Here is a 25,566-nt window from a genome sequence, read left to right as displayed (position 1 = left end):
AAAGTGCCGACAAAACAAAGAAATGAAATTGAAGAGATAAAAGAAAGGGTGCTGGAGAAATATCCCTCGTTTGGTGCTAAAATTTTTGATGTTAATGTCATTGCAAGCAAGGACATTAAAACCGCAGGCACAAACGGCAAGGAGATAGTTTATAATCCAGATTTTTTTGCTGAGCTTTCGGATGACGAAAAGGACTTCGTTTTTGCTCATGAGATATGTCATATCGCTTTTAACCATGTTCAGCGAGGCAATGATAAGGAGCATCAGAAGCTTTGGAATATAGCGACCGATGCCTGCATTAACGCCTTTTTAAAAAGAGACGGATTGGAACCTCCCAAGCCCAAACCTGTGCTTGACAGAAATGGTAATCCTGTGATGGGCGACGATGGCAAGCCGCTTATGAGCGGACATGTGGATATTGCTGACGGGTTATATCGAAACGCCGAAGCGATTTATGACAAGCTTGTAAAAAAGCAACAAAAACAGCAGGAAGAAAAACAGTGTCAGCAAAACAAAGAGGGCAGTCCACAAACCGGCGAGCAAGGGCAGGACCAAAAAACTCAAAATCAACAGCAAAATCAGCCGCAGGACAAAAGTCAACCGCAAAATCAGGATAAGCAAGAAGGTCAGCCGGAAAAGTCTGAACAAGACGATGAAAAAATCGGCGGCGGACTTGATGATATAGACCTTGAAAATTATGAGGGCTTTGACGACCATGATATTTGGAATGAGCCTGAAAAAGAGCAGAAGGACAGCGGGAAAGCCGAGGGCATAAAAGACCTGCTTAACAGAATAATGAAAAACAGAAAGCCCAATGAAAAAAATCTGGACGAGAGTAAATCTGAGCAGCGTCAGGAAAAGAAGGAAATAACTAGGCCTGTTGACGAAGCCCGCGAGTTTGAGCGAAATGAAATTCAGCGCGATGAAGAAACAAAAGTCAGAACAAAGGCAGCGTTTGCCGGCATTTTTGAAACCGCCGGAATAAAAGACCCCAAATATGTGAAGCCCGTGCTTTCATGGAAGCGGCTTTTGGTAAAGGCTGTTGAAGAGCAGGAAGAGCGATGGGTCTACAGGCGTTCGTCAAAGTATAATCCGAATGTGCGTGTAGACGATGTTGAAGTTGAAGGAAGAGCAACAACTGAGGTAGTGCTTGACACCAGCGGCAGCATCAGTGACACATTGCTGCGCGGCTTTTTGTTGCAGCTTGTGCCTATGTTTAAGGAAACTGACATAAAAGTGGGGTGTTTCGGCGGAAATTTTCACGGATTTCAGGAATTAACCTCAAAAAAGCAGGTTGAGGAATTTCGTGCAACAAGGGATGATGACGGCACCAACTTTGAAGCAGCAGCCACGGCATTTACTCCAAACCCAAAGTGCCGCACAAATAAGATAGTGTTTACTGACGGGCAGCTGGACGGCAGGTCAAGCCATAAACAAAAAACCAAAGCAGACGGTGTTATGTGGCTGGTGTTTGGCGGTCAGGCTAATTTTTCGCCCATTGGCGGCAAGGTTATTGAGCTAAGCAATGAAGAGCTTGAAAAAATGAAGTTTGAAACCGTTCCGCAACAAGATATGGGAAGGGAAATGTAATTTCACTTGTCGAAATTTAAAATAGTTGCACAAACAAATATGAGTTTGATTAAGAAAACTGAACTAAGGTTTAGTTTTCTTTTAATTTGTTTGTAAAAACTCCGGGAGTTTGGTATAATACGTCGTATAGAGGTTTGATATGGATTGGAAAAAGGATTTGTTTGAAACTGAATGGCCGCAGGAAATTTCAAATTATGACAGTAAGCTTGCTGCAGCCAAAAAGATTGCCGGCTTGGCTCAAGACGGCGAAGTAATCGGTTTCGGCTCGGGTTCGACATGTTATTTGGCGGTTTTGGAGCTTGGTAAGCGGGTGGCGGGGGGACTTAAAATTACCGCTATTCCTACTTCATTTGAGATTTTGCATTTGTGTGAGGCGCTTAATATTCCTACTTCTAATATAAATGCCCAAAAGCCCAAATGGTGTTTTGACGGTGCTGATGAAGTAGACCCCAATGGTTGGCTTATTAAAGGCCGCGGCGGTGCTATGTTTAATGAAAAGCTGGTTATGATAAACGCTTCAAAAAGGTTTATTGTTGTTGACAGTTCTAAGCTTGTAAAAACTCTCGGCACAAAATTTGCTGTTCCTGTTGAATGTGTGCCGCAAAGTTTAATGAGCGTGAAAGAAAAATTGCTTATGCTTGGGGCAAAGAGTGTATCTTTGCGTCTTGCGGGCAAATCAAAAGATGGCCCTATGATAACGGAAAACGGAAACCTTATAGTTGACGCAAAGTTTGACAAGATTGACAAAACTCTTGAAAAACAAATAAAGTGTATTACAGGTGTCATTGAAAGCGGGTTATTTATTGATTATGATGCGGAGATTATAAGGGTATAAAACAGTGCTTTTTATGTCATTGCGAGAAACGAAGTGACGAAGCAATCTCATATTTAGAAATGTTACTTTGAGATTGCCGTGTCGTGCCTGTGCACTCCTCACAATGACAAAAAAACTGTCGGATTTACCGACAGTTTTTTATCATTTCTGTGTCATTATATTTACGCCTTCGGGGGTGAGCAGGAATAGGTCGCCCTGAAGTCTTTTTAGGCTACCGCGAAGGGCGTAAGCAGCTCCGGCCAGAAAGTCGAGGATGCGGCTTGCTTCTTGTGGAGAAAGCAGGCCGAGATTTATAATACAGGCCTCGTGGCGTCTCATAAAGTCGACCAAAAGCTGAATGTCTTTGTTGTTTTTAGGGGCATAAATCACCATGTTTTTTCCGCCCGGCATGTTTGTTATGTTGGGCATATCATCAAGCGGAGTGGCAGAAAAAGTGCTGCCGAGGCCGCTGTCAAAGTTTTGGTATTTGTCAAGGCTTGTGGGTTCTGCGGCTGCTTTTTTGTGCTTTGATTTTTTAGGAGCTTCTTCGCCTTCAAAACCTACGCCTTTCATAATAAAATCAAATAATCCCATAGAATGTTCTCCTATTTGTGTTACTTTGACATATTCTATCACAAAACAGCAAATTTGTATACAAAAATTTATTGTTTTGTGGCTTATAAGTGTCACTTCACAGGGGTTTCTGACAGTAAAGAAATTTAATTTGTGCATTACTGCCATGGTCTGCAGAAGCGTTCAGTAATATACATATGCCGACCAACATCATTGGGGAAGGAAAAAAAGGCGGTTTATAAGCGTTGGGGTTTTATGCTGAGAGAGGTTTTATTTATATTGCAATTATAAAGCAAATTTGATATTGTCGTGACAGCAAAGTGGCAGCTTTTGTCGTTTTGTTATTGTGTTTGCTTTGAAAATATATATTATCATGCTATAATAAAAACATGAAAAAGCATTACATTATTTTTTTATCGGTTTTGGCGGGAGTAATTTTAATTGATTTGCTTACCAAAATATTTTTGTATGATACGGCTTCGGCGTTTTTGCCATATCTGATAGGCATCAGATATGCGCCTTTAAACACCGGTGCGGCGTGGAGCTTTTTAAGCGGGCATATTTGGCTGTTCTGTTTGCTGGCATTTGTTTTTATTGCTGCAGTCATATTTTTTGATGTTAAGTTTAAGACTAAAAAGAATATGGTATATTCGCTTGGGATAGGCTTTTTGCTGGGCGGAACAATCGGAAACCTGATTGACAGAATTGCTCTTGGCGGAGTGCGTGATTTTTTGTTTCTTGAGTTCTGGCCGACTTTTCCTACATTCAATTTTGCCGATGTCAGTCTGACAGTCGGATGTATTTTGATTGCGGTGTATTTATTATTTTTATATAAACCAAAGGGTCGCGAGGCCATTGCTGGTGTTGGGGCCGGCGAAGTAAAGGAAGGCGCAACTAAAGCACAGGATAATGGGCATAACCAAGGCGAGACTAAGAATGGTACTCAAAAGGCATCCGGCGGAGGCGAAAAATGAAAGCAGTTGAAATTTTGGCGGTCAGCTGTGACAAAGATAAGCGTCTTGACAATTTTGTTTTAGAAAAACTTGAAGGTACTACCCGCAGTCAGATAAAAAACGCAATTGATGCAGGCAAGGTTTTGGTTAATGGGTCGGGAGTTAAGGCGGGGTATAAAATTAAAACTGATGATAAGATAAGTGCCAGAATAGAATATAAAGTGACTGACATTGTGCCTCAGGATATAGCGCTTGACATTGTTTTTGAGGATGATGACCTTGCTGTTGTCAATAAGCCGCAGGGTATGGTAGTTCATCCTGCGGACGGGCACTATGAGGGCACTTTGGTAAACGCACTTTTGCATCACATAAAGGACCTGAGCGGTGTAAATGGTGAAATAAGGCCTGGGATTGTGCATAGGCTGGATAAAGATACTTCGGGATTGATTGTAATAGCCAAAAACGACAGGACACACTTAAACTTGTCGCACCAGCTTGAGACAAAGGTGTGCAAGAGGTTTTATAGGGCTGTGGTTTTAGGTAAAATTATTAAAGATGAGGGCGAAGTGACAACATATCTTAACCGAGGCACAGACCAGCGCAAAAAGATTTTTGTGGTGCCCGAAGGAAAGGGCAGGCTTGCCATAACAAGATATAAGGTGCTTGAGAGGTTTGCGGGTTTCACTTATATGGAATTTGAACTGAAAACGGGACGTACACATCAGATAAGGGTGCACGCGGCTCACATCGGGCACCCTGTTTTGGGGGATATGCTTTATGGTACAAAAGACACCAAGTTTGGTCTTATGGGGCAGTTGCTGCATGCTTATAAGCTGGAATTTGTGCATCCTACAACAAAAAAGGCTATGAGTTTTGTTGCACCCCTGCCCGAATATTTTGAAGAGGTGCTTAATAAACTTAAGAAAACACTTGATTTATAAGGTAAATAGGGTTAAAATATAAGGTAGAGGGAAGGAAAATATGAGACAGAAAAGACTTATACATTTTGTTGCATTTGTGGCGCTGTTCTGCACTGCTGTTTCGATAATGATTATGTATTTTGTGGGCAGCGATACTTATGCCGGTCAGGTGTGCGAGTGGATTGCCTTTATCAGTATGATGCTTGTTGTTGCGGCGGGCGGGTTTATGTATGCCCGAAGCAAGCGTAATATAATCTGGATGCTGTTATATCTTATGGCAATTGCCATAATTATAGCGTTCAGGATTATTCCGCTGTTTTAAAAAATGAGTATAATGTAAGTGTGAAAGTGTAAATGTGTATCTCTTAAATAGGGCTTCGACACCTGCGGTGTCTTAATAATCGTTCATAGACACACATATACACTTTCACAGAATATGTTTGAGTAAGCGTTCATTGAAATGTTATGTAATACCAATAGAATTACAGCCTTAAAAAGAGTAAAAACATGGTCAAATCCTGCTGAGAGGGGGCAAAAATGAAAGAGAATATAAAAAAGTTTTTTAAGTCAAAATTTAATATATCCGTTTTGGTATTGGTGGTTTTGGGCATTATATTTGCATGCCTTGGAGTTTTAGGTCCTATATTTTTGATTTTGGGCGTGCTGTTTTTTATTGTAGCAAGCGCTATGCTGTGTTTTGCTTTTCACAAAAGATATGAAGCCAACAAGGATTACGAGCCCGAAAACGAAGGTGTGTTCGATGCCACCAAAATAGATTTTGATGAGGATGTGTATAGTATTCCTTATAAAAAAAAGCTGATAAAAAAGCGTAAGCTGTCAAAGCTGGATGCTATGGGACCGGTGGTGCTGTTTGGAATTCTTGCTGCATTGTTTGCGGTTTATTTGGTAGTGCTTATAGCGGGATTATTTGTTTAAGAGGGGGCTGAGTGTTCCTTTTTGTAGCGCAAGGCGTCACATTTAGTTTACAAATGTGAGTTTTTTGTGCTAAAATAATTAATACGGCAAAACTGCCGTGACGGTAAGATTTAAGGAGAGAAAAATGAAGTATACAGTAAAAACAAAAAAACAGCAGGCCGAAATCACCATAACTTTAGAAGGAAAAGAGTGGACTGATGCCATTGAAGAGGCTTATAAAAAAACTAAAAATAAATATGAGGTTCAGGGCTTTTCTAAGGGCAAGGCACCGAGGAAGCTTATTGAAAAGTATTACGGAGAAACTACTTTTTATGACGCAGCGCTTGACGGATGCTTTTTTAAGTACTATTTTGAGATACTTTCAAAAGAAAAAAATCTGGAGCCTATTGATGCGCCAAATTTGAATATAACAGAGGTGAGTGAGAATAAAATTGTTATTGTCGCTGCCATCGACACCAAGCCTGAAGTCATACTCGGGGCATATAAGGGATTGACTGTGCCTAAGTCTGAGGTTAAGATAACCGATAAGATGGTTAAAGATGAACTTGAAAAGGTGCGGCAGAACAGAGCCAGATTTGAAAAGGTAACAAGGGTTGCAAAACTCGGTGACTTTGCCACAATTAACTTTGTGGGCACGGTGGACGGCAAGAAATTTGAAGGTGGGCAGGCAGAAAATTATGAGCTGGAGCTCGGGTCTCACAGTTTTATTGACACCTTTGAAGACCAGATTGTGGGCATGAAGCCGGGGGACAAGAAAGACATTAAGGTAAACTTCCCCAAAGACTATCAGGTTGACACTTTAAAGGCTAAGCCCGCGGTTTTTGCGGTGACATTGAAGGAAGTTAAAGAAAAGGTTCTGCCTACGCTTGATGACAGCTTTATTAGTGATATAAGTGAGTTTGGCACTCTAAAAGAGTTTGAAGCTGACCTTAAAAAGAAAATAGAGGATCACGCCAAGCACGAGGCCGAGCACAAACAGGAGTTTGAGCTTTTGGATAAAGTGGCAGCGGGTGCTAAGGTTGAAGTTCCCGACATTTTGGTGGAGCGTCAGGTTGACGATTATATTGCCGACTTTGAATATAGACTAAAGATGCAGGGTCTCAATCTTCAGGGATATCTTGATTATACAGGGCTTAGTATTGAGCAGCTGAGAGACAGCCGCAAGGAAGACGCTAAAAAGACGGTTAAGCTGAGACTTGTGCTTGAAGAAATAATAAGGATAGAAAAAATTACTGTAACTGATAAAGACATTGAAGACAAATTTAATGAATTTAACAAGGATAATCCCAAAAAGATTGACGAAATCAAAAAAACAATCAGTGATGAACAGCTTGCTTATTTTGAAAATAATGTTTTGATGGGCAAGGTAATAAAACTTTTAAAAAGTAATAATAATTTGTAAATATGCTTATAGTAAAACTCTTAAAAAACAACAATAATATATAAAATACGACAGACAAAGTATGCTATAATTTAACTGAAGTGAGACAACTGTTGTGCTTGCACAAACGTTTATGAACGAAGTTAAATTTCAACATTTATGTTATAATTAACAAGGAGGAAAAATTATGTTAGTACCTATGGTAGTGGACCAGACAAATACAGGTGAGAGAAGCTATGATATCTATTCAAGGCTTTTGGAGGACAGAATAGTATTTTTGACAGGGGAAGTTAATGACCAGACCGCAAACACTGTTATTGCTCAGCTTTTGTATCTTGAGGCTAAAAATCCAAATAAGGATATATCATTTTATATAAATAGTCCGGGCGGAGATGTTGCTGCTATGTTTGCTATGCTTGACACCATGGATTATGTTAAGTGTGACGTAAGCACTATAGTGGTGGGGCGTGCATGCTCGGCCGGAGCATGGCTTCTGCTTGGCGGCACAAAAGGCAAAAGGTATGCTTTGCCCAACAGTGAGATTATGCTTCATCAGCCTTTGCAGGGCGGCGGCAGCGGATATCAGCAGGCGACGGACGTTTCGATTTATGCCGAAAAGATAACCAAGCTTAAGAAGAAGCTTTATGAGCTTATTCATGAAAGAACGGGTCAGCCGATTAAGAAGATTGAAAAAGATTGTGAGCGCGACTTTTGGCTGAGCGCCGAAGAAGCCAAGGAATATGGAATTGTAGATGACATATTTTATAAAAGAAAGTAAAGAATAATAAGAAGGAGCTTAATTTGAGCGAGAAAGAAAATAACGAGGACATGAAGTGTTCGTTTTGCGGAAAAACCGGAGCGCAGGTAAAAAAACTTATATCAAACCCTAACGGCGACGTACACATTTGTGACGAGTGTGTGGGCATTTGTAAGGAAATTGTAAGAGAAACCAAGCATGGCGGCGGAAATCCCGGCAAAATAGAACTCCCTAAGCCCACGCAGATAAAAAAGGCGTTGGACGAGTTTATCGTTGGGCAGGAAGAAGCAAAGAAGGTTTTGAGTGTTGCGGTATATAATCATTATAAACGTATAAATTATTTATTTGACACAAAAAATGTTGCTGATAAAAATGATTTGGAGCTTGAAAAAAGTAATGTGCTTATGATTGGACCCACGGGTTGCGGAAAGACACTTATAGCCAAAACGCTTGCCAAGATTTTGAAGGTTCCGTTTGCTTCAAGTGATGCAACAACTTTGACCGAGGCAGGCTATGTGGGTGAGGACGTAGAGAATGTTTTACTAAAGCTTATTCAAAACGCCAACTATGATATATCCAAGGCCGAGCGCGGCATTGTGTATATTGATGAGATAGACAAGATTGCAAGGAGCGGTGAGAACCGTTCAATCACGAGAGATGTCAGCGGCGAGGGTGTGCAGCAAGCACTTTTAAAGATTATTGAGAGTACTGTAGCCAATGTTCCTCCTCAGGGCGGAAGAAAGCACCCCAATCAGGAGATGATACCTATTGACACTACCAATGTGCTGTTTGTTTGCGGCGGAGCGTTTATGGGGCTTGATAAGATTGTTGAAAAACGCACAAGTGATTCTACTCTTGGTTTTGGCAGCGGTTTTAGGGGAAGGAGTGAGAAAGATAAGTATAACTATATTAAAGATATTCAGCCGCAGGATCTCACCAAATTTGGGCTTATACCCGAATTTGTGGGCAGGCTGCCGATTATTGTAGGGCTACATGACCTTGACGAAGATGCTTTGGTAGAGATTTTGACCGAGCCCAAAAACGCCATAACCAAGCAGTATAAGAAAATGTTTGATATGGACGGAATCAATCTTGTGTTTGATGAGGAAGCTGTGAGAGCTGTTGCTAAAAAAGCAATTAAGCTTAAGACAGGAGCCAGAGGACTCAGAACAATCCTTGAAGAGAGTATGCTTGGACTTATGTATATCGCTCCTGAAGACAAAACTATTGACAGCATAATAATTCATAAGGATTTTATTGAAACCAAAGGAAGTGATGCTGAAATAAAACGTAAAAAAGAAAAGGAAGTTGCAAGCGCGTAAGAGAATTAAAAAAATCGGGGAAAACCTCGGTTTTTTTTGTTAATGTGGTGGTAGGCTGAAGGTGCGGTTTTGCCTGCTGCGCCAGCGCAGCAGTGCACGAAGCTACTGCTTCGTGCTGCAAAAAACCAAAGGTTTTTTGTGCAAAACCGTACTCACTGCGGGGCACCACCTGCATTTTGTTGACATAACAGAACAAAATATGTTAAATTTCTTTAAAGGAGTAGCAGATGCAGATTAGAAGCGCTGAATTTGTCACGAGTGTGGCTGACCGAAATTTTTATAAGAGCAGCTTTAAAGAGGTTGCTTTTGCCGGCCGCAGTAATGCCGGAAAGAGCAGTCTTATTAACGCGCTTACACAAAAGAAATTGGCCAAAACTTCAAATACTCCCGGCAGAACGCGGCTTATAAATTACTTTTTGATAAACAAGGAATTTTTGCTGGTTGACCTTCCGGGCTATGGATATGCCGAGGCTCCAAAAAAAGAACAGAAAAAATGGGGAATACTCATGGAAGAATATCTAAAAACCGGAGCAAACCTTAAGTGTGTATATATACTTTTGGATATACGCAGAGAGCCTTCTGAAAAAGATATTCAAATGATAAAGTTCCTTTATTTTTATAATATCCCTTTTGTTTTTGTTGTTACAAAGGCAGATAAAGTATCCCGCTCACAGCAAAATAACCGAGTGACTGCCATCATAAGTGCTTTAGGCATAACCAAAAGTGAAATTATAATTACCTCATCTGAAACAGGTCAAGGGATGAGTGAATTATGGGCGGATATTGAACGACGAAAAAATAGTGAATAAGATATGCAGGTATATTTAATAGAACAGCTGTTTATACGTGAGTTATAAAATTATTTGTTTAAAAAATATTTTACAGCAACATACCATTTTATCGTTAATGGGGGATGTAGAAAATTGAAAAACCCTTTGCGGTTTTTTTTGTTTTGTGATAGAATTATTATATGCAAAGAACTATTGTCAGAAGTGTTTTTATAACCTTAGGCTCACTTATTGGTTTTGTGGGCTTGTTAGCGTTGCTTCTGGGAATTTTCAGCCCTATCACTATGGCCAAAATTTTTGATGGTGTAAACGGAAATATCAGCCTTTATTTTTATAAAAGCAACTATGAAAAAACAAAAAATATAAATGACCTCTATTTGGTAGTAAACAAATCAATTCAATTCAAAAACGACCTGAGCATTGTGGAATGCTTTCCCATATTGCTGAGAGAGCCAAGATATGACGAGTTCATGGACTTTTTGAACGAAAACAGCACAAAAGAAGGCACAATGCTTCAAAAAGTTATGCTTTCAAACGAGGACAACAGACTTAAGAGCCGCTATGTCAGGGCTTTGGTGAGCATAAATATGCTTGACGAGGCCTTTAGATTTGCCGTGACTGACCTGAGTGACCCCGATAATTTTGTTATTTCAAGCCTTGTGGAGTTTGTTGGCGAGAATACACTTGAAGCGGATAATTATGACAGTATATATTTGCGGCTTGATGCATTTGAACAAAGTTATAACGCTGCTGTGACCGACTTTGAGCGGGCAAAAATGAGCCGCAAGGCATATGAAGCGGCGCAGTTTCTTGTGGTTGTTTATGATTATATAGATGCTCTGGGTTTTGTGGCAAAGGCCCAAATAGAGGCAAAAAGAGACAGCTTTAGTGTTATATTTAATACACTTATCAGTTAATATATTATTATGGCAGGACTATCGGCCCTTGGGCTCTGAATTACAAATTGTATTTTGAGGCAAAGCAAGTACTGTCAGTGGGGACATCCCCGCAAGGGAGAATTAATATGACAAAAATACAAGAAACTACCAAACCAAAAGAGAAAGTGGTTCTGGTAGGTGTTTCGTTTAATAAGACGGTAACCGATATAGAAGCTGCTTTAAGTGAGCTAAAAAGTCTTGCTGACACCGCCTGCCTTGAGGTGGTGGGTCTTTGTTTTCAGAACATAAAAGAAGAAACTCCCGCTACGCTTATAGGAAGCGGCAAGGTGGAAGAAATAGCAATACTTGTGGAGGAAACTCAGGCAAATGTTGTGATTTTAGACTGTGAACTTACGGGCTCGCAGATAAACAATATAAGTGAGGCCGTGGGTGCTAAGGTAATAGACAGATCCATTTTGATATTGGATATTTTTGCCGGCCGTGCCACTACCAACGAAGGAAGGCTTCAGGTGCAGTTGGCACAGCTTAAGTATACGCTTCCCAGAATAGCGGGCATTAGCGGCACCAGCGGAAGATACGGCAGCGTGGGTGTTGGTATGAGAGGGCCCGGGGAAACCAAGCTGGAGCTTGACAAGCGTGTGATTAAGGAAAATATTTATAAGCTTGAGCGCAAGATAGCAGAAATAAAAGAGCAGCGCCACCTGCGGCAGCAAAACCGCAAGGTAAACAGAGCCAAAAGCGTGGCTATTGTTGGGTATACCAATGCCGGAAAAAGTACGCTTATGAATCTAATCACTAAAGCGGGAATTTATGCCGACGACAAGCTGTTTGCCACACTTGAAACAACTACCCGCAGCTTGTGGCTCGATAATGGCAAAGAGGTACTGCTGACTGATACTGTTGGATTTATTGACAAGCTGCCGCATGCTTTTATTGAAGCGTTTGCAGCTACGCTTGAAGAGGCAGCATCAGCCGACTTGTTGATTGTTGTGGTGGATATAACTAACCCTGAGTATAAACACCAGATGGAGGTTGTAAACAAGGTTTTAAAAGACTTGGGAGCTGACAAAATACCGCAAATCATTGCTTATAACAAAAGTGATAAGATGGGGGATATTAAGCCCCCTAAGGACGGCATTGTGATATCCGCAAAAAAGAATATGGGCATTGAAGAGTTGAAGCAAAAAATCGGAAAAATTTTATTTTAAGATTTATTATTGAATAACAAAGTCAAAAAAACTATCCCCGGCATTATGCGGGGATAGTTTTTATTAAGTTTTGGTTGTGCAAGGCTGCTTAAAATCCGACTAAGCGGCTTTTATTAGCAGTTCTTGTGACAGCCGCGACCGCATATGCCAAGCAGGAATATGATGAACAACAGTTCACATACGTCTATGCAGCCCATGTTTCTGTCGTGACCACATCCGCCGCCACATCCACCGCCGCAAATAAGCAGCAAGAAGATTAGCCAGCAGCTGTTTCCGCCAAATCCGCCAAATCCGCAACCGTGGTTGCATCCGCAGTCGCCTTTTTCTTCAAAAAAGCCCATATGTACTTCCTCCAACAAAGTTTTGTCCCAGTGCATTTGTGCACCAATGCATATCGGTTTTTTTATCTTTTGTAAGAACCCAACAGCCCAAAGACTGCCTTCTTTTGTGTTGATATGACTTTTATGTTTTTTATAAAAAATCATATCACTATCATGATATTATGGGACAGTTGCAAATGTTCTCTTTTTGTTTAATATAGATTTGTTTTGTCAAAAATTAAGAAACTACGGGCCTTTGGTGCTGTTGGGATGCGATTTTTAGAGACAGCACTAAAGAAGTAAAACGGAGGGTTTTATAAAAATCTGGTGATATTTTGTTGACTTTTTTGCGTGGTTGTTGTAATATAACCGTATCTATACTGATTATTTGATAATCAATGGCTTTTAAGGAGATATTATGAAAAAATTTCATAGAATTGTGGCTGCATCAAGTTTAGTACTCGTCATGGGAGGAGCGTTAGTAGCCCCACCTATCGGCGGTTTAACAGAGCAGTTCTATCAGACAAGGAGCTATTCAGTTTTTACAGCTCCCGGTGTAGGAGATAAGACAGCGACGGGTGCAATCATATCAGTTGATACTTCTATGGATCCTATTCCTACTCAGAGCAAGGTAGGGCATATTATTACGTTGCCAAAAGGTACGCTGGCCGATGCCGGTGTGGTGCCTAATGTTTTTGTCGTTAATCCCAATGTTAAGCCTACCATAAAAGACAGCAGCGGCAGAGTTATACCTTATGACAGTGACACCAGCAACGGATTTAAGTTTACTCCAACATCTGCTGACAGATATACTGTTGTATATTCTTATGACCTCAACGAAGGCTTTGGTTATGTTACGCCCGGTGCCAACGAATATTCAACCACCAGCCAGACTTTTATTATAAATGTTGTGGGCGAAGAGGTTACGATTGAGATTCCCGGCAACAACCCCGGCGATACTAATGACAATATCATTCTTCCCATCAATGTGTTGGGCGGATCGGTCAGCGGCGTTGTAGATGTGGTTATACCAAATCCTATTGTAAAAGACGCAAATGGAGATGTTATAGACTTTTCAACAAATCCCAATGCTCAGGGATATGGGCTTAGGATTGAAGTTATTAACACCCAGAGACTTTCTTCTGACAACAGCAGCGGTGTGCAGCTTCCTGACAACGGCAGCGGAAACTACAAGTTTACGCCTGATGCCGGAACAAACATTATAAGATACGCAGTGCTGTTTAATGGTGCAGTTATTTCTACCCTTAACAAGACTGTTGTAGGAAGCACTGTTTATAAAAAGACATTTGACATTGGTTTTACTGTAAGCGGTCTTGCAACAAGCGCCAGCCTGAAAGAGAAAGTAAGACTTCCGTTGGCTTCGGCTTTCAATAAAAACGATGCAAACGCAACTATTAACGTACACACTTTGATAACAGTTCAGCATCGTGTTGATGCAAGTACTTTGAGTGCACCTCTTCCGATTTTGAAAGATGACGACGGTTATTACTTCATACCTGAACAAAACGGTGAATACAAAATAACTTATAAGGTTAGAGACTTCTATGGAAACGAAGCCGAAGTAGAGCCTTTCAGCATTGAAAATGTAAGAGACACCATGGCGCCAAAGCTCTTTGTGGTTGAGGATTATTCTGCCGAGCTTACGGCTGATCCCACTACAATCGCTGACACTATCAACAGAGCTGACGCTAAGTGGATGGTTCCGACAACTTATGGGCTTAACATGATACAGATATCTTTTCCGGCAATCTATGGTGAAGACACTGTTGTACCTTTTGAAAATCTGACGTTTACCCGAAGAATTACCTCAACTGTTGCCGGATTTACTGAAATAGACCTGCAGGACGCAATATATCACAGTGCGGGAGCTGACACTGCTCAGAAGAGAGCAGCTGAATTAGCTACAATTACTATAGGACCGGGCGGAAAAATAACCGTTGCGGGTGACTATACCGTAACATATAGAGTAAGTGACGGAAACGGTTACAGCGCAAGCTGGACATTCACTTTCAGCATTAAGGATGTTTTGGTTGACAGTGTTGGTCCGACCGTAACATATCCGGTTGACCTTCCTACACTTATTGAAGACGGAAAGACATATAGATTTACAAAACCTACCGTAACCGACAACTATGACACCAATATCAGAACTCAATATTATATCACTCTGAACGGCAGTGGTAACATTGGCGACGCTATATACTTTATCGGTGAAGATGAAGATAACAGCGCTATGCTTAGTTTCAAAAGCGACGACCTATCACTTGACAGCATAAACACTATATATGAACTTGCGACGCTTCCGGGCAACGGTGATATGATTACTATTGTGACCAAAGCTACCGATGACTATGGAAATGTTACTGAACAAAAGAAAAATATATCTGTTAAAAACACTAATGACATAGTAAGGCCTGTTGTAACAGTAGCCAACGGAAATGACTCGGCTTTTGATGGGGTAACCGGACCGGGAGCCGCCAACACCTATGAACAAGGTGCACCTCTTTATGTAAGCGGTGTGACATTCTTTGACAACGACCCATCACTGAGAATAGCTGTGACTGTGAGAGATGAAAGAGGGAATGTTGTAACAGGGTATCAAACCCTTGGTCAAATCGTAAGAACAGAGGTTGCAGCAGACGTCAACGGACGCAAATATCAATATCAGCACCCCGGTATTAGTTTTACACCTAACTTTGCCGAAAAATATACTGTAACTTATACCGCGGTTGACGTAGGCAACAACTTCAGTTCAATCACTTATCAAATCAAGCAGTTGACCGACACCGAGCCCCCGACACTCAGCGGAGTGTCAAGCACTGTGGTTGAAATGGAGCTTGGAACAAGAAAAGACCTTGGAAATGTTACTGCTCATGACAATGATGTGGGTGGAAGTCCCGGAGATATTTCAGACAGAATACAAATTACTTGCGTTGAAAATGCAAGCCTTGTAAGCGGGACTATATTTACTCCCGAAAACATAGGAACTTATACTATAAGATATTCAGTTATAGATGATGCAGGTTATGAGACCACTAAGGATGCTAGTATAAGAGTTGTTGACACACGTAAGCCTATTTTGGAGCTTAGAACAGACGGTCGTGACGCTATGACTGACGCTATTCAGATTTTCTTTGCCAACGTAAGTGATGCTTCACTTTATGGAAGAATTTCTGTTCCGTTGTTTATCACTTATGACCAGAGCGACCTTCCTTATGAGTTGGACGGACTTAGAAGTACGGGTGAGGCTAAGGTTGTAGGACCTGACAGAACTTATAGTCTTAAAGAAGTTGACGGCAGCACGATGAGCGGTTCTGAACTGATAGCTCTTTCAAAGACCAACCTTATTTTTGATACAAATGACACTACTGCTAATGAGTATTGGTTTACTCCCACGAGAAGAGGCGCTTATACGGTAACATATACTGCAAAAGACCTCAACGGCAACTCTGCAGACTCCAAGACTATACAAATCACCGTGGGTGACACTATTCCTCCGGTAATTGAATTTGTTGAAGGAAAGGAAGTTAAAGAAACCATAACCATCGGCGGAACTATCTCGATAAACACACTTGCAGACTTTTTGATTACCGACAACATTGACAGGGCTTCAAATGATGATGATGACACCAACCCGGACCCCAAGCTTAAGGTTAACACTATTGCTCTGACAGATGAAAGCGGCGTGAGAGTGGAGGCTACTCAAACGGGTGACAACAGCGAGATATATACTTGGACGCTTAACAAGGCAGGAAGATATACTCTTACTGTAACCAGCACTGACATGGCAGGAAACACCGCAACATTCAGCCGTTCTATCACCGTTTTGGTGGAGGGCAGCACCAGCGGAATTTCAAATGAAGTTCTGGGAACCATTCTTATTGTTATTTCTCTCTTGATTTTGGCTGGCGTAATTATATACTTCATCAGAGGCGGAAAGGTTAAAGGACAGCCGGCAAAAGCAGGAGTAACTTCCAGCGGTACCGGTGCCAAAAAGACTACAGTTGCCAAGACAAAAGAAGCTAAGGCAGACGCTGACGTTGAAGAGAACGGGCCTGAAATTAAGTAATTAGAATAAAAAACACGGATAATCCGTGTTTTTTGTTATGCGTGTACTATCTCATAAGGCGTTCTGAGGACAGACAAGTGCACTCTTATGCCGGTTTTTGATGTTCATTTATTTTTTAAAAGGTGTTTCTTGTTCGGGGATATAAGGATTATAAATTGGGGACGGATGCTTGGTAAAGTATTTAAATTTTGCTTTATCGCTAAGCTCTTCAAGTGTTTCGGGGGTGAGACTTTCAAGCGGCAGAATGTCGAATGTGCTTATGGGTGTGTTTTTTAGTGCCTGAATATCAGTTTGGTTCCATGCCTTATGCATACCGGGGTTGATGATATTAGACTTAAAGCCCCATCGGGTATATATTCTTTCAACTTCCTCACAAGAAAGACTTCCTATGGCGCCTGCCTGAATTTCTAGGGTATCAATTTCTTTGTTTGCCATTATGTGTTGGCTTAGCTTAATCATGGTTCCGCCGATGCCCATAAATTTATAGTCCGCTTCATTTAAAAGGTTATGTTCCATGCTGAGCAGGTCTATTTTCATCGAACTGTTATATATCTCTGTATTCATTCTAAGCATGCCTATATCCTGATATTCAACTTTGTTTGGCAGTTCGGGATTTAGCACATCGTATACAACAAGTTCTACCGTTTTGCCAAAGTCCATTTTGCAAATAAGCATTGGCCTTAAAAGCTTTGGATTATAAAACACCAAAAAATCAAAAAACTTTTTATTCATGTGAGTACTTCTGAAGTTCTTTTGTAGACGGGCTTGTTCGTAGTTAATAATTTCACTTAAAATTGAAGGGTCTTTTAGATAATCTATTATTTTTTGCGTTTCAACAGTTTGCATTTTTGTTTCCTTTTAAGCCTTATAGCTTGGTTATTATAGCAGAAATTATTATAAAATTCAATAGCTAAAATCACTTAATTTCGATAAATTTTGACTGAACAAGTCTATTTTTTCTGCAGGCAGAGTACTTTTGTGAGCTGTTTTTTTGTTTTGTATATTTGAGGGAAAATGGTATAATATTTATGTTATGGATATTTTCAAACTGCACAGTAAATATAACCTTGCCGGTGACCAGCCCGAGGCTGTGAGAAGCATAGTTGAAGGCTTAAGTGACGGGCTTAAAAGCCAGGTACTTTTGGGTGTGACGGGCAGCGGAAAGACCTTTAGCATGGCAAATATTATAAAGCAGGCGGGCAGGCCCGCTCTTGTTTTGGCGCATAACAAAACCTTAGCGGCCCAGCTCTGCAACGAGTTTAGGGAGTTTTTCCCTGAGAATAGGGTAGAATTTTTTGTGAGTTATTATGATTATTATCAGCCGGAGGCGTATATTGTAAAGAGTGACACTTATATTGAAAAAGATATGAGTATCAACGAAGAAATTGACAGACTGCGTCACTCAACCACCAGCAGTCTTTTGGAGCGCGATGATGTGATTGTGGTGGCCTCGGTTTCGTGTATTTACGGCTTGGGTGCGCCTCAGGAGTATTATGACTTGCATATAAGTTTGAGAGCCGGTGACAAGCTTGAGCGCAGCAAAATTATAAAACGCCTTATTGAAATACGCTATGAGCGAAACGAGATTGATTTTAAGCGCGGGTCATTCAGGGCCAAGGGCGACACGCTGGATATCTTTCCGGTATATTACACTGACAAAGCCATAAGGGTGGAGTTTTTTGACGATGAAATTGAACGCATTTGCGAGTTTGATGTGGTGTCAGGAAAGCTTGTCGGAACACTTAAACATGTGGCGATTTTTCCGGCGACGCACTATGCTGTGGGCACGACTAAGCTTGAAGAAGCGCTGAAGCGTATTGAAAAAGATAAAGAAACGCAGGTTAAAGCTTTTGAAGACGCCGGAAAGCTGTTGCAGGCGCAGCGGCTGAGTGAGCGCACGAGTTATGACATTGAGATGATGCGCGAGCTGGGATACTGCAGCGGGATTGAAAATTATTCGCGCTATTTTGATGGCAGAAGCCCTTGTGAGGCTCCTTTTACGCTTTTGGATTATTTTAAGAAAGACTTCTTGCTGTTTATTGATGAAAGCCATATAACAATTCCGCAAATCAGGGGCATGTATAACGGCGACAGAGCACGTAAAGATGCATTAGTGGAGTATGGCTTTAGGCTAAACTCGGCGTATGACAATCGTCCGCTTAATTTTGAGGAGTTTAATGCGCGTATTAATCAGGTAATTTATGTGTCGGCAACGCCTGCCGTATATGAGCTTGGTCTTGCTGACAATGTGGCCAAACAGATTATACGTCCTACGGGGCTTTTGGACCCTGTGGTTGAGGTGCACAAAACTGAAAATCAGATTGATGATTTGATAGAGAATATACATGATGTAGTGGGTAAGGGTGGAAAAATTTTGGTAACGACGCTGACCAAAAAGATGGCCGAGAGCCTCACAGGATATCTCACGGATTTTGGTATAAAGGTCCGGTATATGCACTCTGACATAGACACACTTGAGCGCATAAAGATAGTTAATGGGCTTAGGCGCGGTGAGTTTGATGTTATTGTAGGTATAAATCTTTTAAGAGAAGGTCTGGACATTCCTGAGGTTATGCTGGTGGCTATTTTGGACGCAGATAAAGAAGGTTTTTTGCGAAGCGAACAATCGCTTATTCAGACAATCGGGCGCGCTTCAAGGAACGCTGAGGCCAAGGTTATTTTATATGCCGACAAGATTACGGGCTCAATGAAGCGGGCTATGGACATAACTGCCGAACGTAGAAAGTTGCAGGATAAGTATAATAAAGACCACGAAATCGTGCCAAAGACCATCATCAAGGGCGTGGGAAATACTCTGGAGATTTCGGGCGAAATTGAGGGTAGGGAAAAGTTTGGCAGGAAGGAAATTATGCAGGAAATTGAGAGGTTGAAGCGATTTATGGATATGTCGGTTAAGACGCTTGACTTTGAAAGCGCGATAAAGCTGAGGGATAGGATAAATCAGCTGAAATTGCAGCTGAATAATTAAAGGTGGTTTAAAAATGGAAGAGAAGATTGTTATAAGAGGCGCCAGAGAGAATAACCTGAAAAATATTGACCTGGAAATCCCGCGGGGTAAGATGGTGGTGTTTACTGGGGTGAGCGGAAGCGGCAAGAGCACGCTTGCTTTTGATACTATTTTTGCCGAGGGCCAGCGCAGGTATATGGAAAGTCTGTCGTCATATGCAAGGCAGTTTTTGGGTCAGGCACAAAAGCCGGATGTTGAAAGCATAGAAGGGCTTTCGCCGGCCATTGCAATAGACCAAAAAACCACTTCAAACAATCCGCGCTCAACCGTGGGAACGGTTACGGAAATTTATGATTATCTAAGACTATTGTACGCAAGAATCGGCGTGCCTTATTGTCCGCGCTGCAACAAGGTGATAGCAAAGCAGTCGGTTGACAGTATTGTTGACAAGGTGGCCTCTCATGCCGCAGGAAGCAAGATTATAATTATGTCGCCCGTTGTGCGTGGGGAAAAGGGAACTTTTGCTAAGCTGTTTGACGAGCTGCGAAAGGGCGGATATGCAAGAGTAAGCGTTGACGGTGATACGCGCACGCTTGACGAAGAGATAGTTTTGGATAAAAATAAAAAGCATAACATAAGCGTGGTGATTGACCGGCTTGTTTTGAAGGAGGATTTGTCAAAGCGCCTGACCGAAAGTATTGAAACCGCTCTTAAGCTAAGCGACGGTCTGGTTGTGGTTGAGGTTAACAGTGAGAAACATTTGTTCAGCAATAAGTTTGCCTGCGACACTTGCGGGTTTGCTTATGAAGAAATAAGCCCCAGGCTGTTTAGTTTCAACAGCCCTTTTGGGGCTTGCCCGCACTGCTCTGGGCTGGGATTTGTAACTGAGTTGGATGTTGATATGGTGATAGGAGACAAAAATAAGAGTCTGAATGAAGGAGCACTTAAGGTTTCAGGCTGGAACATGGATATCGGTGGAATTTCGAGTATGTATTTCAGAGCGCTTGCAAAGGAGTATAAATTCAGTCTTGATACGCCAATAAAAGATTTGCCGAAAAATATTATGCAGATTTTACTTTATGGAAATGACGGCAAACAGCTTTCGCTTCATTATGACAGTAAGAATTTTCAGGGGTCGTATGTCGGAAGCTTTGAGGGTGTGATTAACAATCTTATGAGACGGTATAAAGAAAGCAGCAGCGAAATGATAAAGCTAACGATAGGAAAATATATGAAGGAGCATGCGTGTGAGGTTTGTCATGGGCAGAGGCTGAGCGATGCAGCACTGTCGGTGAGGGTGGGCAGGCTTAACATAGCGGAGCTGACAGCGCTAAGTATTGTGCATATAAAAGAGTATCTTTCTAAGCTTCAGCTTAACGCAACCCAAATGGAAATTGCTTCGCCGATTTTAAAAGAAATAAACGCGCGTTTAGATTTCTTGACGGCGGTGGGGCTTCATTATCTTACGCTTAACCGTATGGCGGGTTCTCTTAGCGGGGGCGAAGCGCAGCGTATAAGGCTTGCCACGCAGATAGGCAGTGGACTTGTTGGAGTGCTCTATATTTTGGATGAGCCCAGCATAGGTCTGCATCAGCGCGATAATGCAAAGCTTCTGGACGCACTTCAGCGCCTCAGAGATTTGGGCAATACTTTGATTGTGGTTGAGCATGACGAGGACACTATGAGGGCTGCTGATTATATTGTGGATATCGGTCCGCGTTCGGGAATTCACGGCGGTGAAGTGGTGGCTGCAGGCAGCATTGACGACATAAAAAATAGCCCAAATTCTATCACAGGAAAGTATCTCAGCGGACAGCGCAGGATTGATGTGCCGGCAGAAAGAAGGAAGCCGCAAAAGGGGTGGCTCAGTGTCACAGATGCTCGTCAAAATAACCTCATAATAAACCGTGTAAACCTACCTTTGGGCGTTTTAACGGCAATTACGGGCGTCAGCGGCAGCGGTAAGAGCAGTCTGATTAATGAAATTGTCTATCCGGCGCTGTTTAACAGGCTTAACGGAGGCAGTGAAATTGAGGGTAAATATAAGGAGCTTTTGGGGTTTGAAAGTTTGGATAAGGTCATTAATATAGACCAATCGCCCATAGGAAAAACTCCGCGAAGCAACCCTGCCACATATGTGGGATTGTTCACTTTGATAAGAGAGCTTTTTGCGGCTACGCCCGAAGCCAAAGAGAGAGGATATAATAGCGGCAGGTTCAGCTTTAATGTGAAAGGCGGACGGTGTGAAGAATGTGACGGTGACGGAACCAAAAAGATAGAAATGTATTTTTTGCCGGATGTTTATATTCCTTGCAGTGTGTGTCGGGGCAAAAGGTATAACCGTGAGACGCTTCAAGTGAAGTATAAAGGCAAAAGTATAAGCGATGTTTTGGATATGACGGTTGAGGAAGCACTGCAGTTTTTTGCTAATATTCCTCAGATTAAAAATAAGATACAAACGCTTTTTGATGTTGGTCTTGGATATATTAAGCTGGGGCAAAGCTCAACAACGCTCAGCGGAGGCGAGGCCCAGCGGGTAAAGCTGGCGTCGGAACTTAGCCGTCGCAGCACTGGAAGAACGATATATATTTTGGACGAGCCTACAACGGGATTGCACTCCTATGACGTTGACAAGCTGATAATGATTTTGCAAAAGCTGGTTGAGCTGGGCAACACGGTTGTGGTGATTGAACATAATATGGATGTTATTAAGGTAGCTGATTATATTATTGACTTGGGTCCTGAGGGCGGTGATAACGGCGGCAAGATTGTGTGTAAGGGCACACCTGAAGAAGTAGCACAAAATAAAGAAAGCTTTACAGGTATGTTTTTAAAAACGTATCTGAAATAAAAAAAAGCACCGATAAGGTGTTTTTTTGTGTAGCTTACTTAGGACTTTTTATGTGTTGGAAATTGTTATTTAATATTGAACAAATTGATGTTTATATAAAATAACTTGATAGCACAATTACAATTAATGCTCCAAACATAAGGATTATAGGAACGTAGAGGAAGGGGGAGGTGAGTATTCTAACAAGCTTTGTGGTTTTTCGTTTGGTGTTTACAAATTGTTTTACTGCCTGCTGCTGAGGATTGGGATGCACATTTTGATGAGGAAAGGTTTTCAGTGTCCATTTGTCATATTCCAGACGCTTTTTTTCGTCTTTCAGGGTGTTGTATGCTTCTCCCAAGACGGCGGTATATTTTTCGGCATAAGCTTTGTCGCCGTTATATATGTCGGGGTGATATTTTGTGACCAGCGTCACATAGGCATCCTTTATTTGTTCGGTGCTTGCATCCTGCTGCACTCCAAGTATTTTATAGAAATTTTCCATATATACATAATAACAAAATTCGACAAAAAAGGCAAGCGGGCCTCTAGAGAATATTTGAAATATCACCGCCCATTACGTAATTGAGATTTTCGCTGTAATTTATTATAAGCTTTATGTTTTCGACCGCAACCGAAAAATCACTTTGAGTAATGGCGCCTTCAAGCTTAATGATTGCTTCACCTATGGCACGTATCTTTTCAAAGTTGACAATATAAGTCAGCATATGTTCAGTATTTTCCCAGAAAGACTTTAGCTTGTCAAATTCTTCGTTTATGACGGGAATATTTAGGTTTTCTTCATTGTTTTCTATGAAAGTATCAAGAGTTTTGGCATAGGTATTTAATTCGCTAACAGTGTTTCTTACAAACAGTTCTTCGCAAATACCGCAGCCTATAAGCAAAACAGTAATTGCAATCATGGATATTATTCTGGCCATATATCAATCCCCCTTAAAAGAAGTATTTAAGGTTTTTGAAGGACCGCTTTTGCCCTGAAGATATGCAACTCCCAAGTTGTTGAGAGTGAGCACCAGCACGTCTTTTATGCTTTTCATATCGTTTTTATTCAGCAATTCTTCGATAAATGCTTTTTGTACTCCTAGAGTTTGTATATTGTTGTCAATCAGCTTGCCGTCGTTGATTAATATCATGCTGGGGTGAGCTTCATCGGTTTTGACTTTCATATCTTGTGCTTTTGGTGGGGCCATTTGACTTTTGGGAAGAATGCTAAGCTTGCCATTGGTTTCGATTATGGCGTAGGCAATTTCATCAAAACTAAAATATTCGCTGTTGCGCAGACCTTCGCTCAAATCGTCAAGAGTTATGTTAAGGGCCTTAAGTGCTTTATACCTTATACCGTTTGGGTCCATAACGACGACAGGATTGCCGTTGAAAAAGTTACGCAGGCGTATGCTTTTGCGGCTGAGCACTGACATTAAAAAGTGTAGCACCACAAGCGTGAGAAGAGGAACTATACCGTGAAGTAGCGGCACAGTTGCCTCGGCCATGGGGATGCACGCAAGGTCGGCTATTATGAGGGTGATTACAAGCTCAAACGGCTGCATTTCACCAAGCTGACGCTTGCCCATAAGACGTATGACTATAAGAACAACTATATATATTAAAATAGCGCGTGCAATTAAAATAAACATACTTAATTATGTATATTTTGCAGGTTTTTAAACGGGGAGTTTTGAGGCGTGCTTTTTATGTTTGCCGATTTTGAAGCTTGACATATCGACCACCCCGAAAACCATACACAACAGCGCAAACATTATTATGCAAAGCACGCCTGCAACTATAAGATTCAGCGCCATAGGAAAGATTTTGCTAAAGCTTACGAAGGTCCATTTTGACAGCAGCGCACAGGGTACGGTAATCAAACCCATTAAAACAATAGGCTTTATAATGTTTATTTTTACGGTTATTCGTTTTCTTATCATTCTTATGTTTAAAATTGCGGCAAGTGTCATGCAAAGTCCCATTCCCCACACAAGTGACAAAATGCCTATATATTTTGGCAGGAACACTATGCAAAGTATTAATACAACTGCTCCAAAAATATAGTTGATAAAACCTTTGACCTCCAGACCAAGAGCATTGAGCACCGATGCTGCGATATTATTTATGCTGATGGGCAGCATTATCCACGCGGCATATGCAAGATAATATCCGGCTGATGCGTTGTTAAACAGGAAAACTCCTATTGGCTCGCCCAGACCTATATATAGCGGAATTACTAAAAATGCTACAAAGATAGAAAACTTTAACGAGCTTTCTATTTTTTTTGCGATATGATTATAATTTTTGGAGGCAAGGTCGGAGGATATGTCGGGTATAAGCGCCATGGCAAGCGACCCTGTGAGTGTGGAGGGGAGGTATAGCAGCGGAAAGGTCATGCCCAGAGCTATACCATATTGAGAAAGCGCTTGTTCAGGGCTTAGGCCGCTTTGAAGGAGCTTTATGGGCATTATTATGGCGATTATGGGCATAAGCAGGCTGGAGGCTATCCTCACCGCGGTTATGGGTATGGCGCTTTTAAGCACGGTTTTGGTTTGGCCTTTGGGGCTTTTGAGGCGCCCGCCGGTTTTAAAGAATAATATTACAACTAGTGCTGCTGAAAATGCGCAAGAGATTACAAGCGATACGCTGGCGGCAACGGCTCCGTCAAAGGTGCTGTATATAAGAGCAATTAATATTACACAGGCCATGATGCGTACAGTTTGTTCAAAAAACTCGGTGATGCTGACCAAAAAAAACTTTTTTTGTCCCCATAGATAACCACGCAACACGGCATATACGCTTGAAAATACGATGGCGGGAAGAAGTGTAAGCAATATATTCAGACAGCGTATATCCGTAAACAGCCTGCCCACCAGACTTTGTGCGGCAAAGAGCACCAGCACCAGCGTTATTGAAGTGATAAGTCCGGTTATAAGCGCAGCACATACCGCCGAAGCCTGAGCCGGCCGGTTATTTTCAACCTGATACTTTGAGGTAAGTTTTGATACGACAAGAGGTAATCCGCTGGAAACAAAAGTTTCTAAAACTAAAAATACCGAAAAGGCAATTTGGTATATGCCCAGCCCTTCGGCCCCGATTGTACGCGATAAGTATATTCTGAACAAAAACCCCGCAAGTCGGGTGAGCCCCGCAAATACGGTGATTATGGCCACTGCCTTAAAAAGTTTCTTCATTATAATAATCTATTAAG

22 protein-coding genes are annotated in these 25,566 nt (G+C 41.6%); 15 read left to right on the top strand and 7 right to left on the bottom strand.

What is annotated here, in order from left to right; genetic code table 11:
• Positions 1–3 precede the first annotated feature (3 nt).
• Positions 4–1,590, top strand: coding sequence for a M48 family metalloprotease (locus tag LBN07_03690; protein ID MDR0850560.1), 1,587 nt, complete (start codon positions 4–6; stop codon positions 1,588–1,590).
• A 139-nt stretch (positions 1,591–1,729) separates the two neighbouring features.
• The gene (gene rpiA, locus LBN07_03685; GenBank protein MDR0850559.1) at positions 1,730–2,425 is read left to right on the top strand and encodes a ribose 5-phosphate isomerase A; all 696 of its coding nucleotides are present in this window, start codon (positions 1,730–1,732) and stop codon (positions 2,423–2,425) included.
• Between the two features lie 141 nt (positions 2,426–2,566).
• On the opposite strand, the gene LBN07_03680 is transcribed toward rpiA, so the two are convergent.
• Positions 2,567–2,998, bottom strand: coding sequence for a cell division protein SepF (locus LBN07_03680; GenBank protein MDR0850558.1), 432 nt, complete (start codon positions 2,996–2,998; stop codon positions 2,567–2,569).
• A gap of 368 nt (positions 2,999–3,366) precedes the next feature.
• Between LBN07_03680 and lspA the strand changes: the two genes are divergently transcribed.
• The 10 genes from lspA (at position 3,367) to hflX (ending at position 12,141) form a co-directional block, all read left to right on the top strand.
• On the top strand, positions 3,367–3,951 hold the full coding sequence (gene lspA / locus LBN07_03675; GenBank protein ID MDR0850557.1) for a signal peptidase II: 585 nt from the start codon (positions 3,367–3,369) through the stop codon (positions 3,949–3,951).
• A complete protein-coding gene (locus tag LBN07_03670) occupies positions 3,948–4,871 on the top strand; it encodes an RluA family pseudouridine synthase (GenBank protein ID MDR0850556.1) in 924 nt (307 codons plus the stop codon). Before lspA ends, LBN07_03670 begins: the two co-directional genes overlap by 4 nt.
• Before the next feature lie 40 nt (positions 4,872–4,911).
• The gene (locus LBN07_03665; protein MDR0850555.1) at positions 4,912–5,172 is read left to right on the top strand and encodes a hypothetical protein; all 261 of its coding nucleotides are present in this window, start codon (positions 4,912–4,914) and stop codon (positions 5,170–5,172) included.
• A gap of 215 nt (positions 5,173–5,387) precedes the next feature.
• Positions 5,388–5,786: a hypothetical protein gene (locus tag LBN07_03660; GenBank protein ID MDR0850554.1), complete on the top strand. Its 399-nt coding sequence runs from the start codon at positions 5,388–5,390 to the stop codon at positions 5,784–5,786.
• A gap of 124 nt (positions 5,787–5,910) precedes the next feature.
• Complete coding sequence (gene tig / locus LBN07_03655) at positions 5,911–7,188, top strand: trigger factor (protein ID MDR0850553.1); 1,278 nt, start codon at positions 5,911–5,913, stop codon at positions 7,186–7,188.
• A gap of 163 nt (positions 7,189–7,351) precedes the next feature.
• Complete coding sequence (locus LBN07_03650) at positions 7,352–7,945, top strand: ATP-dependent Clp protease proteolytic subunit (GenBank protein MDR0850552.1); 594 nt, start codon at positions 7,352–7,354, stop codon at positions 7,943–7,945.
• Between the two features lie 23 nt (positions 7,946–7,968).
• Positions 7,969–9,246: an ATP-dependent Clp protease ATP-binding subunit ClpX gene (gene clpX / locus LBN07_03645; protein MDR0850551.1), complete on the top strand. Its 1,278-nt coding sequence runs from the start codon at positions 7,969–7,971 to the stop codon at positions 9,244–9,246.
• Positions 9,247–9,473: 227 nt separating this feature from the next.
• Positions 9,474–10,055, top strand: coding sequence for a ribosome biogenesis GTP-binding protein YihA/YsxC (gene yihA, locus LBN07_03640; GenBank protein ID MDR0850550.1), 582 nt, complete (start codon positions 9,474–9,476; stop codon positions 10,053–10,055).
• 161 nt (positions 10,056–10,216) lie between these two features.
• The gene (locus LBN07_03635) at positions 10,217–10,951 is read left to right on the top strand and encodes a hypothetical protein (GenBank protein MDR0850549.1); all 735 of its coding nucleotides are present in this window, start codon (positions 10,217–10,219) and stop codon (positions 10,949–10,951) included.
• 107 nt (positions 10,952–11,058) lie between these two features.
• Positions 11,059–12,141 (top strand): GTPase HflX, encoded by a 1,083-nt coding sequence (gene hflX, locus LBN07_03630; protein ID MDR0850548.1) that lies wholly within the window; start codon positions 11,059–11,061, stop codon positions 12,139–12,141.
• A gap of 113 nt (positions 12,142–12,254) precedes the next feature.
• Here the strand turns inward: hflX and LBN07_03625 are convergent, their stop codons facing one another.
• Positions 12,255–12,482 (bottom strand): chorion class high-cysteine HCB protein 13, encoded by a 228-nt coding sequence (locus tag LBN07_03625; GenBank protein MDR0850547.1) that lies wholly within the window; start codon positions 12,480–12,482, stop codon positions 12,255–12,257.
• A 397-nt stretch (positions 12,483–12,879) separates the two neighbouring features.
• Between LBN07_03625 and LBN07_03620 the strand changes: the two genes are divergently transcribed.
• Entirely contained in the window at positions 12,880–16,551 is a 3,672-nt protein-coding gene (locus LBN07_03620; protein MDR0850546.1) for a hypothetical protein, read from the top strand.
• Between the two features lie 108 nt (positions 16,552–16,659).
• Here LBN07_03620 and LBN07_03615 read toward each other — a convergent pair whose 3' ends face one another.
• Positions 16,660–17,397: a hypothetical protein gene (locus LBN07_03615; GenBank protein ID MDR0850545.1), complete on the bottom strand. Its 738-nt coding sequence runs from the start codon at positions 17,395–17,397 to the stop codon at positions 16,660–16,662.
• A 187-nt stretch (positions 17,398–17,584) separates the two neighbouring features.
• Here LBN07_03615 and uvrB point away from each other — a divergent pair, with 187 nt between their 5' ends.
• Both uvrB and uvrA read left to right on the top strand, forming a co-directional pair.
• Positions 17,585–19,540, top strand: a complete 1,956-nt coding sequence (gene uvrB, locus LBN07_03610) for an excinuclease ABC subunit UvrB (GenBank protein ID MDR0850544.1) — start codon at positions 17,585–17,587, stop codon at positions 19,538–19,540.
• 13 nt (positions 19,541–19,553) lie between these two features.
• Positions 19,554–22,370, top strand: a complete 2,817-nt coding sequence (gene uvrA / locus LBN07_03605; GenBank protein ID MDR0850543.1) for an excinuclease ABC subunit UvrA — start codon at positions 19,554–19,556, stop codon at positions 22,368–22,370.
• Between the two features lie 91 nt (positions 22,371–22,461).
• Here uvrA and LBN07_03600 read toward each other — a convergent pair whose 3' ends face one another.
• From LBN07_03600 to LBN07_03585, 4 genes are read right to left on the bottom strand one after another with little or no spacing between them, the layout of a single operon-like run.
• Positions 22,462–22,854, bottom strand: coding sequence for a DnaJ domain-containing protein (locus tag LBN07_03600; GenBank protein ID MDR0850542.1), 393 nt, complete (start codon positions 22,852–22,854; stop codon positions 22,462–22,464).
• A 43-nt stretch (positions 22,855–22,897) separates the two neighbouring features.
• Positions 22,898–23,290, bottom strand: a complete 393-nt coding sequence (locus LBN07_03595) for a DUF4363 family protein (protein ID MDR0850541.1) — start codon at positions 23,288–23,290, stop codon at positions 22,898–22,900.
• 3 nt (positions 23,291–23,293) lie between these two features.
• Positions 23,294–24,004: a DUF421 domain-containing protein gene (locus tag LBN07_03590; GenBank protein ID MDR0850540.1), complete on the bottom strand. Its 711-nt coding sequence runs from the start codon at positions 24,002–24,004 to the stop codon at positions 23,294–23,296.
• A 27-nt stretch (positions 24,005–24,031) separates the two neighbouring features.
• A complete protein-coding gene (locus LBN07_03585) occupies positions 24,032–25,549 on the bottom strand; it encodes an oligosaccharide flippase family protein (protein ID MDR0850539.1) in 1,518 nt (505 codons plus the stop codon).
• Positions 25,550–25,566: the final 17 nt, after the last annotated feature.

This window comes from Christensenellaceae bacterium (assembly GCA_031260975.1).
Classification (GTDB): Bacteria; Bacillota; Clostridia; order Christensenellales; family UBA1242; genus JAISKJ01.
The sequence above is the reverse complement of the archived record's forward strand: the minus strand, read 5'-3'. Positions and strand labels throughout refer to the sequence as shown.

Coding starts and splice junctions, on each gene's coding strand:
- LBN07_03620 (MDR0850546.1), top strand. CDS start 12,880: ATGAAAAAATTTCATAGAATTGTGGCTGCATCAAGTTTAGTACTCGTC.
- uvrA (MDR0850543.1), top strand. CDS start 19,554: ATGGAAGAGAAGATTGTTATAAGAGGCGCCAGAGAGAATAACCTGAAA.
- LBN07_03680 (MDR0850558.1), bottom strand. CDS start 2,998: ATGGGATTATTTGATTTTATTATGAAAGGCGTAGGTTTTGAAGGCGAA.
- LBN07_03585 (MDR0850539.1), bottom strand. CDS start 25,549: ATGAAGAAACTTTTTAAGGCAGTGGCCATAATCACCGTATTTGCGGGG.
- rpiA (MDR0850559.1), top strand. CDS start 1,730: ATGGATTGGAAAAAGGATTTGTTTGAAACTGAATGGCCGCAGGAAATT.
- tig (MDR0850553.1), top strand. CDS start 5,911: ATGAAGTATACAGTAAAAACAAAAAAACAGCAGGCCGAAATCACCATA.
- hflX (MDR0850548.1), top strand. CDS start 11,059: ATGACAAAAATACAAGAAACTACCAAACCAAAAGAGAAAGTGGTTCTG.
- LBN07_03615 (MDR0850545.1), bottom strand. CDS start 17,397: ATGCAAACTGTTGAAACGCAAAAAATAATAGATTATCTAAAAGACCCT.
- LBN07_03660 (MDR0850554.1), top strand. CDS start 5,388: ATGAAAGAGAATATAAAAAAGTTTTTTAAGTCAAAATTTAATATATCC.
- LBN07_03625 (MDR0850547.1), bottom strand. CDS start 12,482: ATGGGCTTTTTTGAAGAAAAAGGCGACTGCGGATGCAACCACGGTTGC.
- LBN07_03600 (MDR0850542.1), bottom strand. CDS start 22,854: ATGGAAAATTTCTATAAAATACTTGGAGTGCAGCAGGATGCAAGCACC.
- LBN07_03665 (MDR0850555.1), top strand. CDS start 4,912: ATGAGACAGAAAAGACTTATACATTTTGTTGCATTTGTGGCGCTGTTC.
- LBN07_03670 (MDR0850556.1), top strand. CDS start 3,948: ATGAAAGCAGTTGAAATTTTGGCGGTCAGCTGTGACAAAGATAAGCGT.
- uvrB (MDR0850544.1), top strand. CDS start 17,585: ATGGATATTTTCAAACTGCACAGTAAATATAACCTTGCCGGTGACCAG.
- LBN07_03595 (MDR0850541.1), bottom strand. CDS start 23,290: ATGGCCAGAATAATATCCATGATTGCAATTACTGTTTTGCTTATAGGC.
- lspA (MDR0850557.1), top strand. CDS start 3,367: ATGAAAAAGCATTACATTATTTTTTTATCGGTTTTGGCGGGAGTAATT.
- LBN07_03590 (MDR0850540.1), bottom strand. CDS start 24,004: ATGTTTATTTTAATTGCACGCGCTATTTTAATATATATAGTTGTTCTT.
- LBN07_03635 (MDR0850549.1), top strand. CDS start 10,217: ATGCAAAGAACTATTGTCAGAAGTGTTTTTATAACCTTAGGCTCACTT.
- yihA (MDR0850550.1), top strand. CDS start 9,474: ATGCAGATTAGAAGCGCTGAATTTGTCACGAGTGTGGCTGACCGAAAT.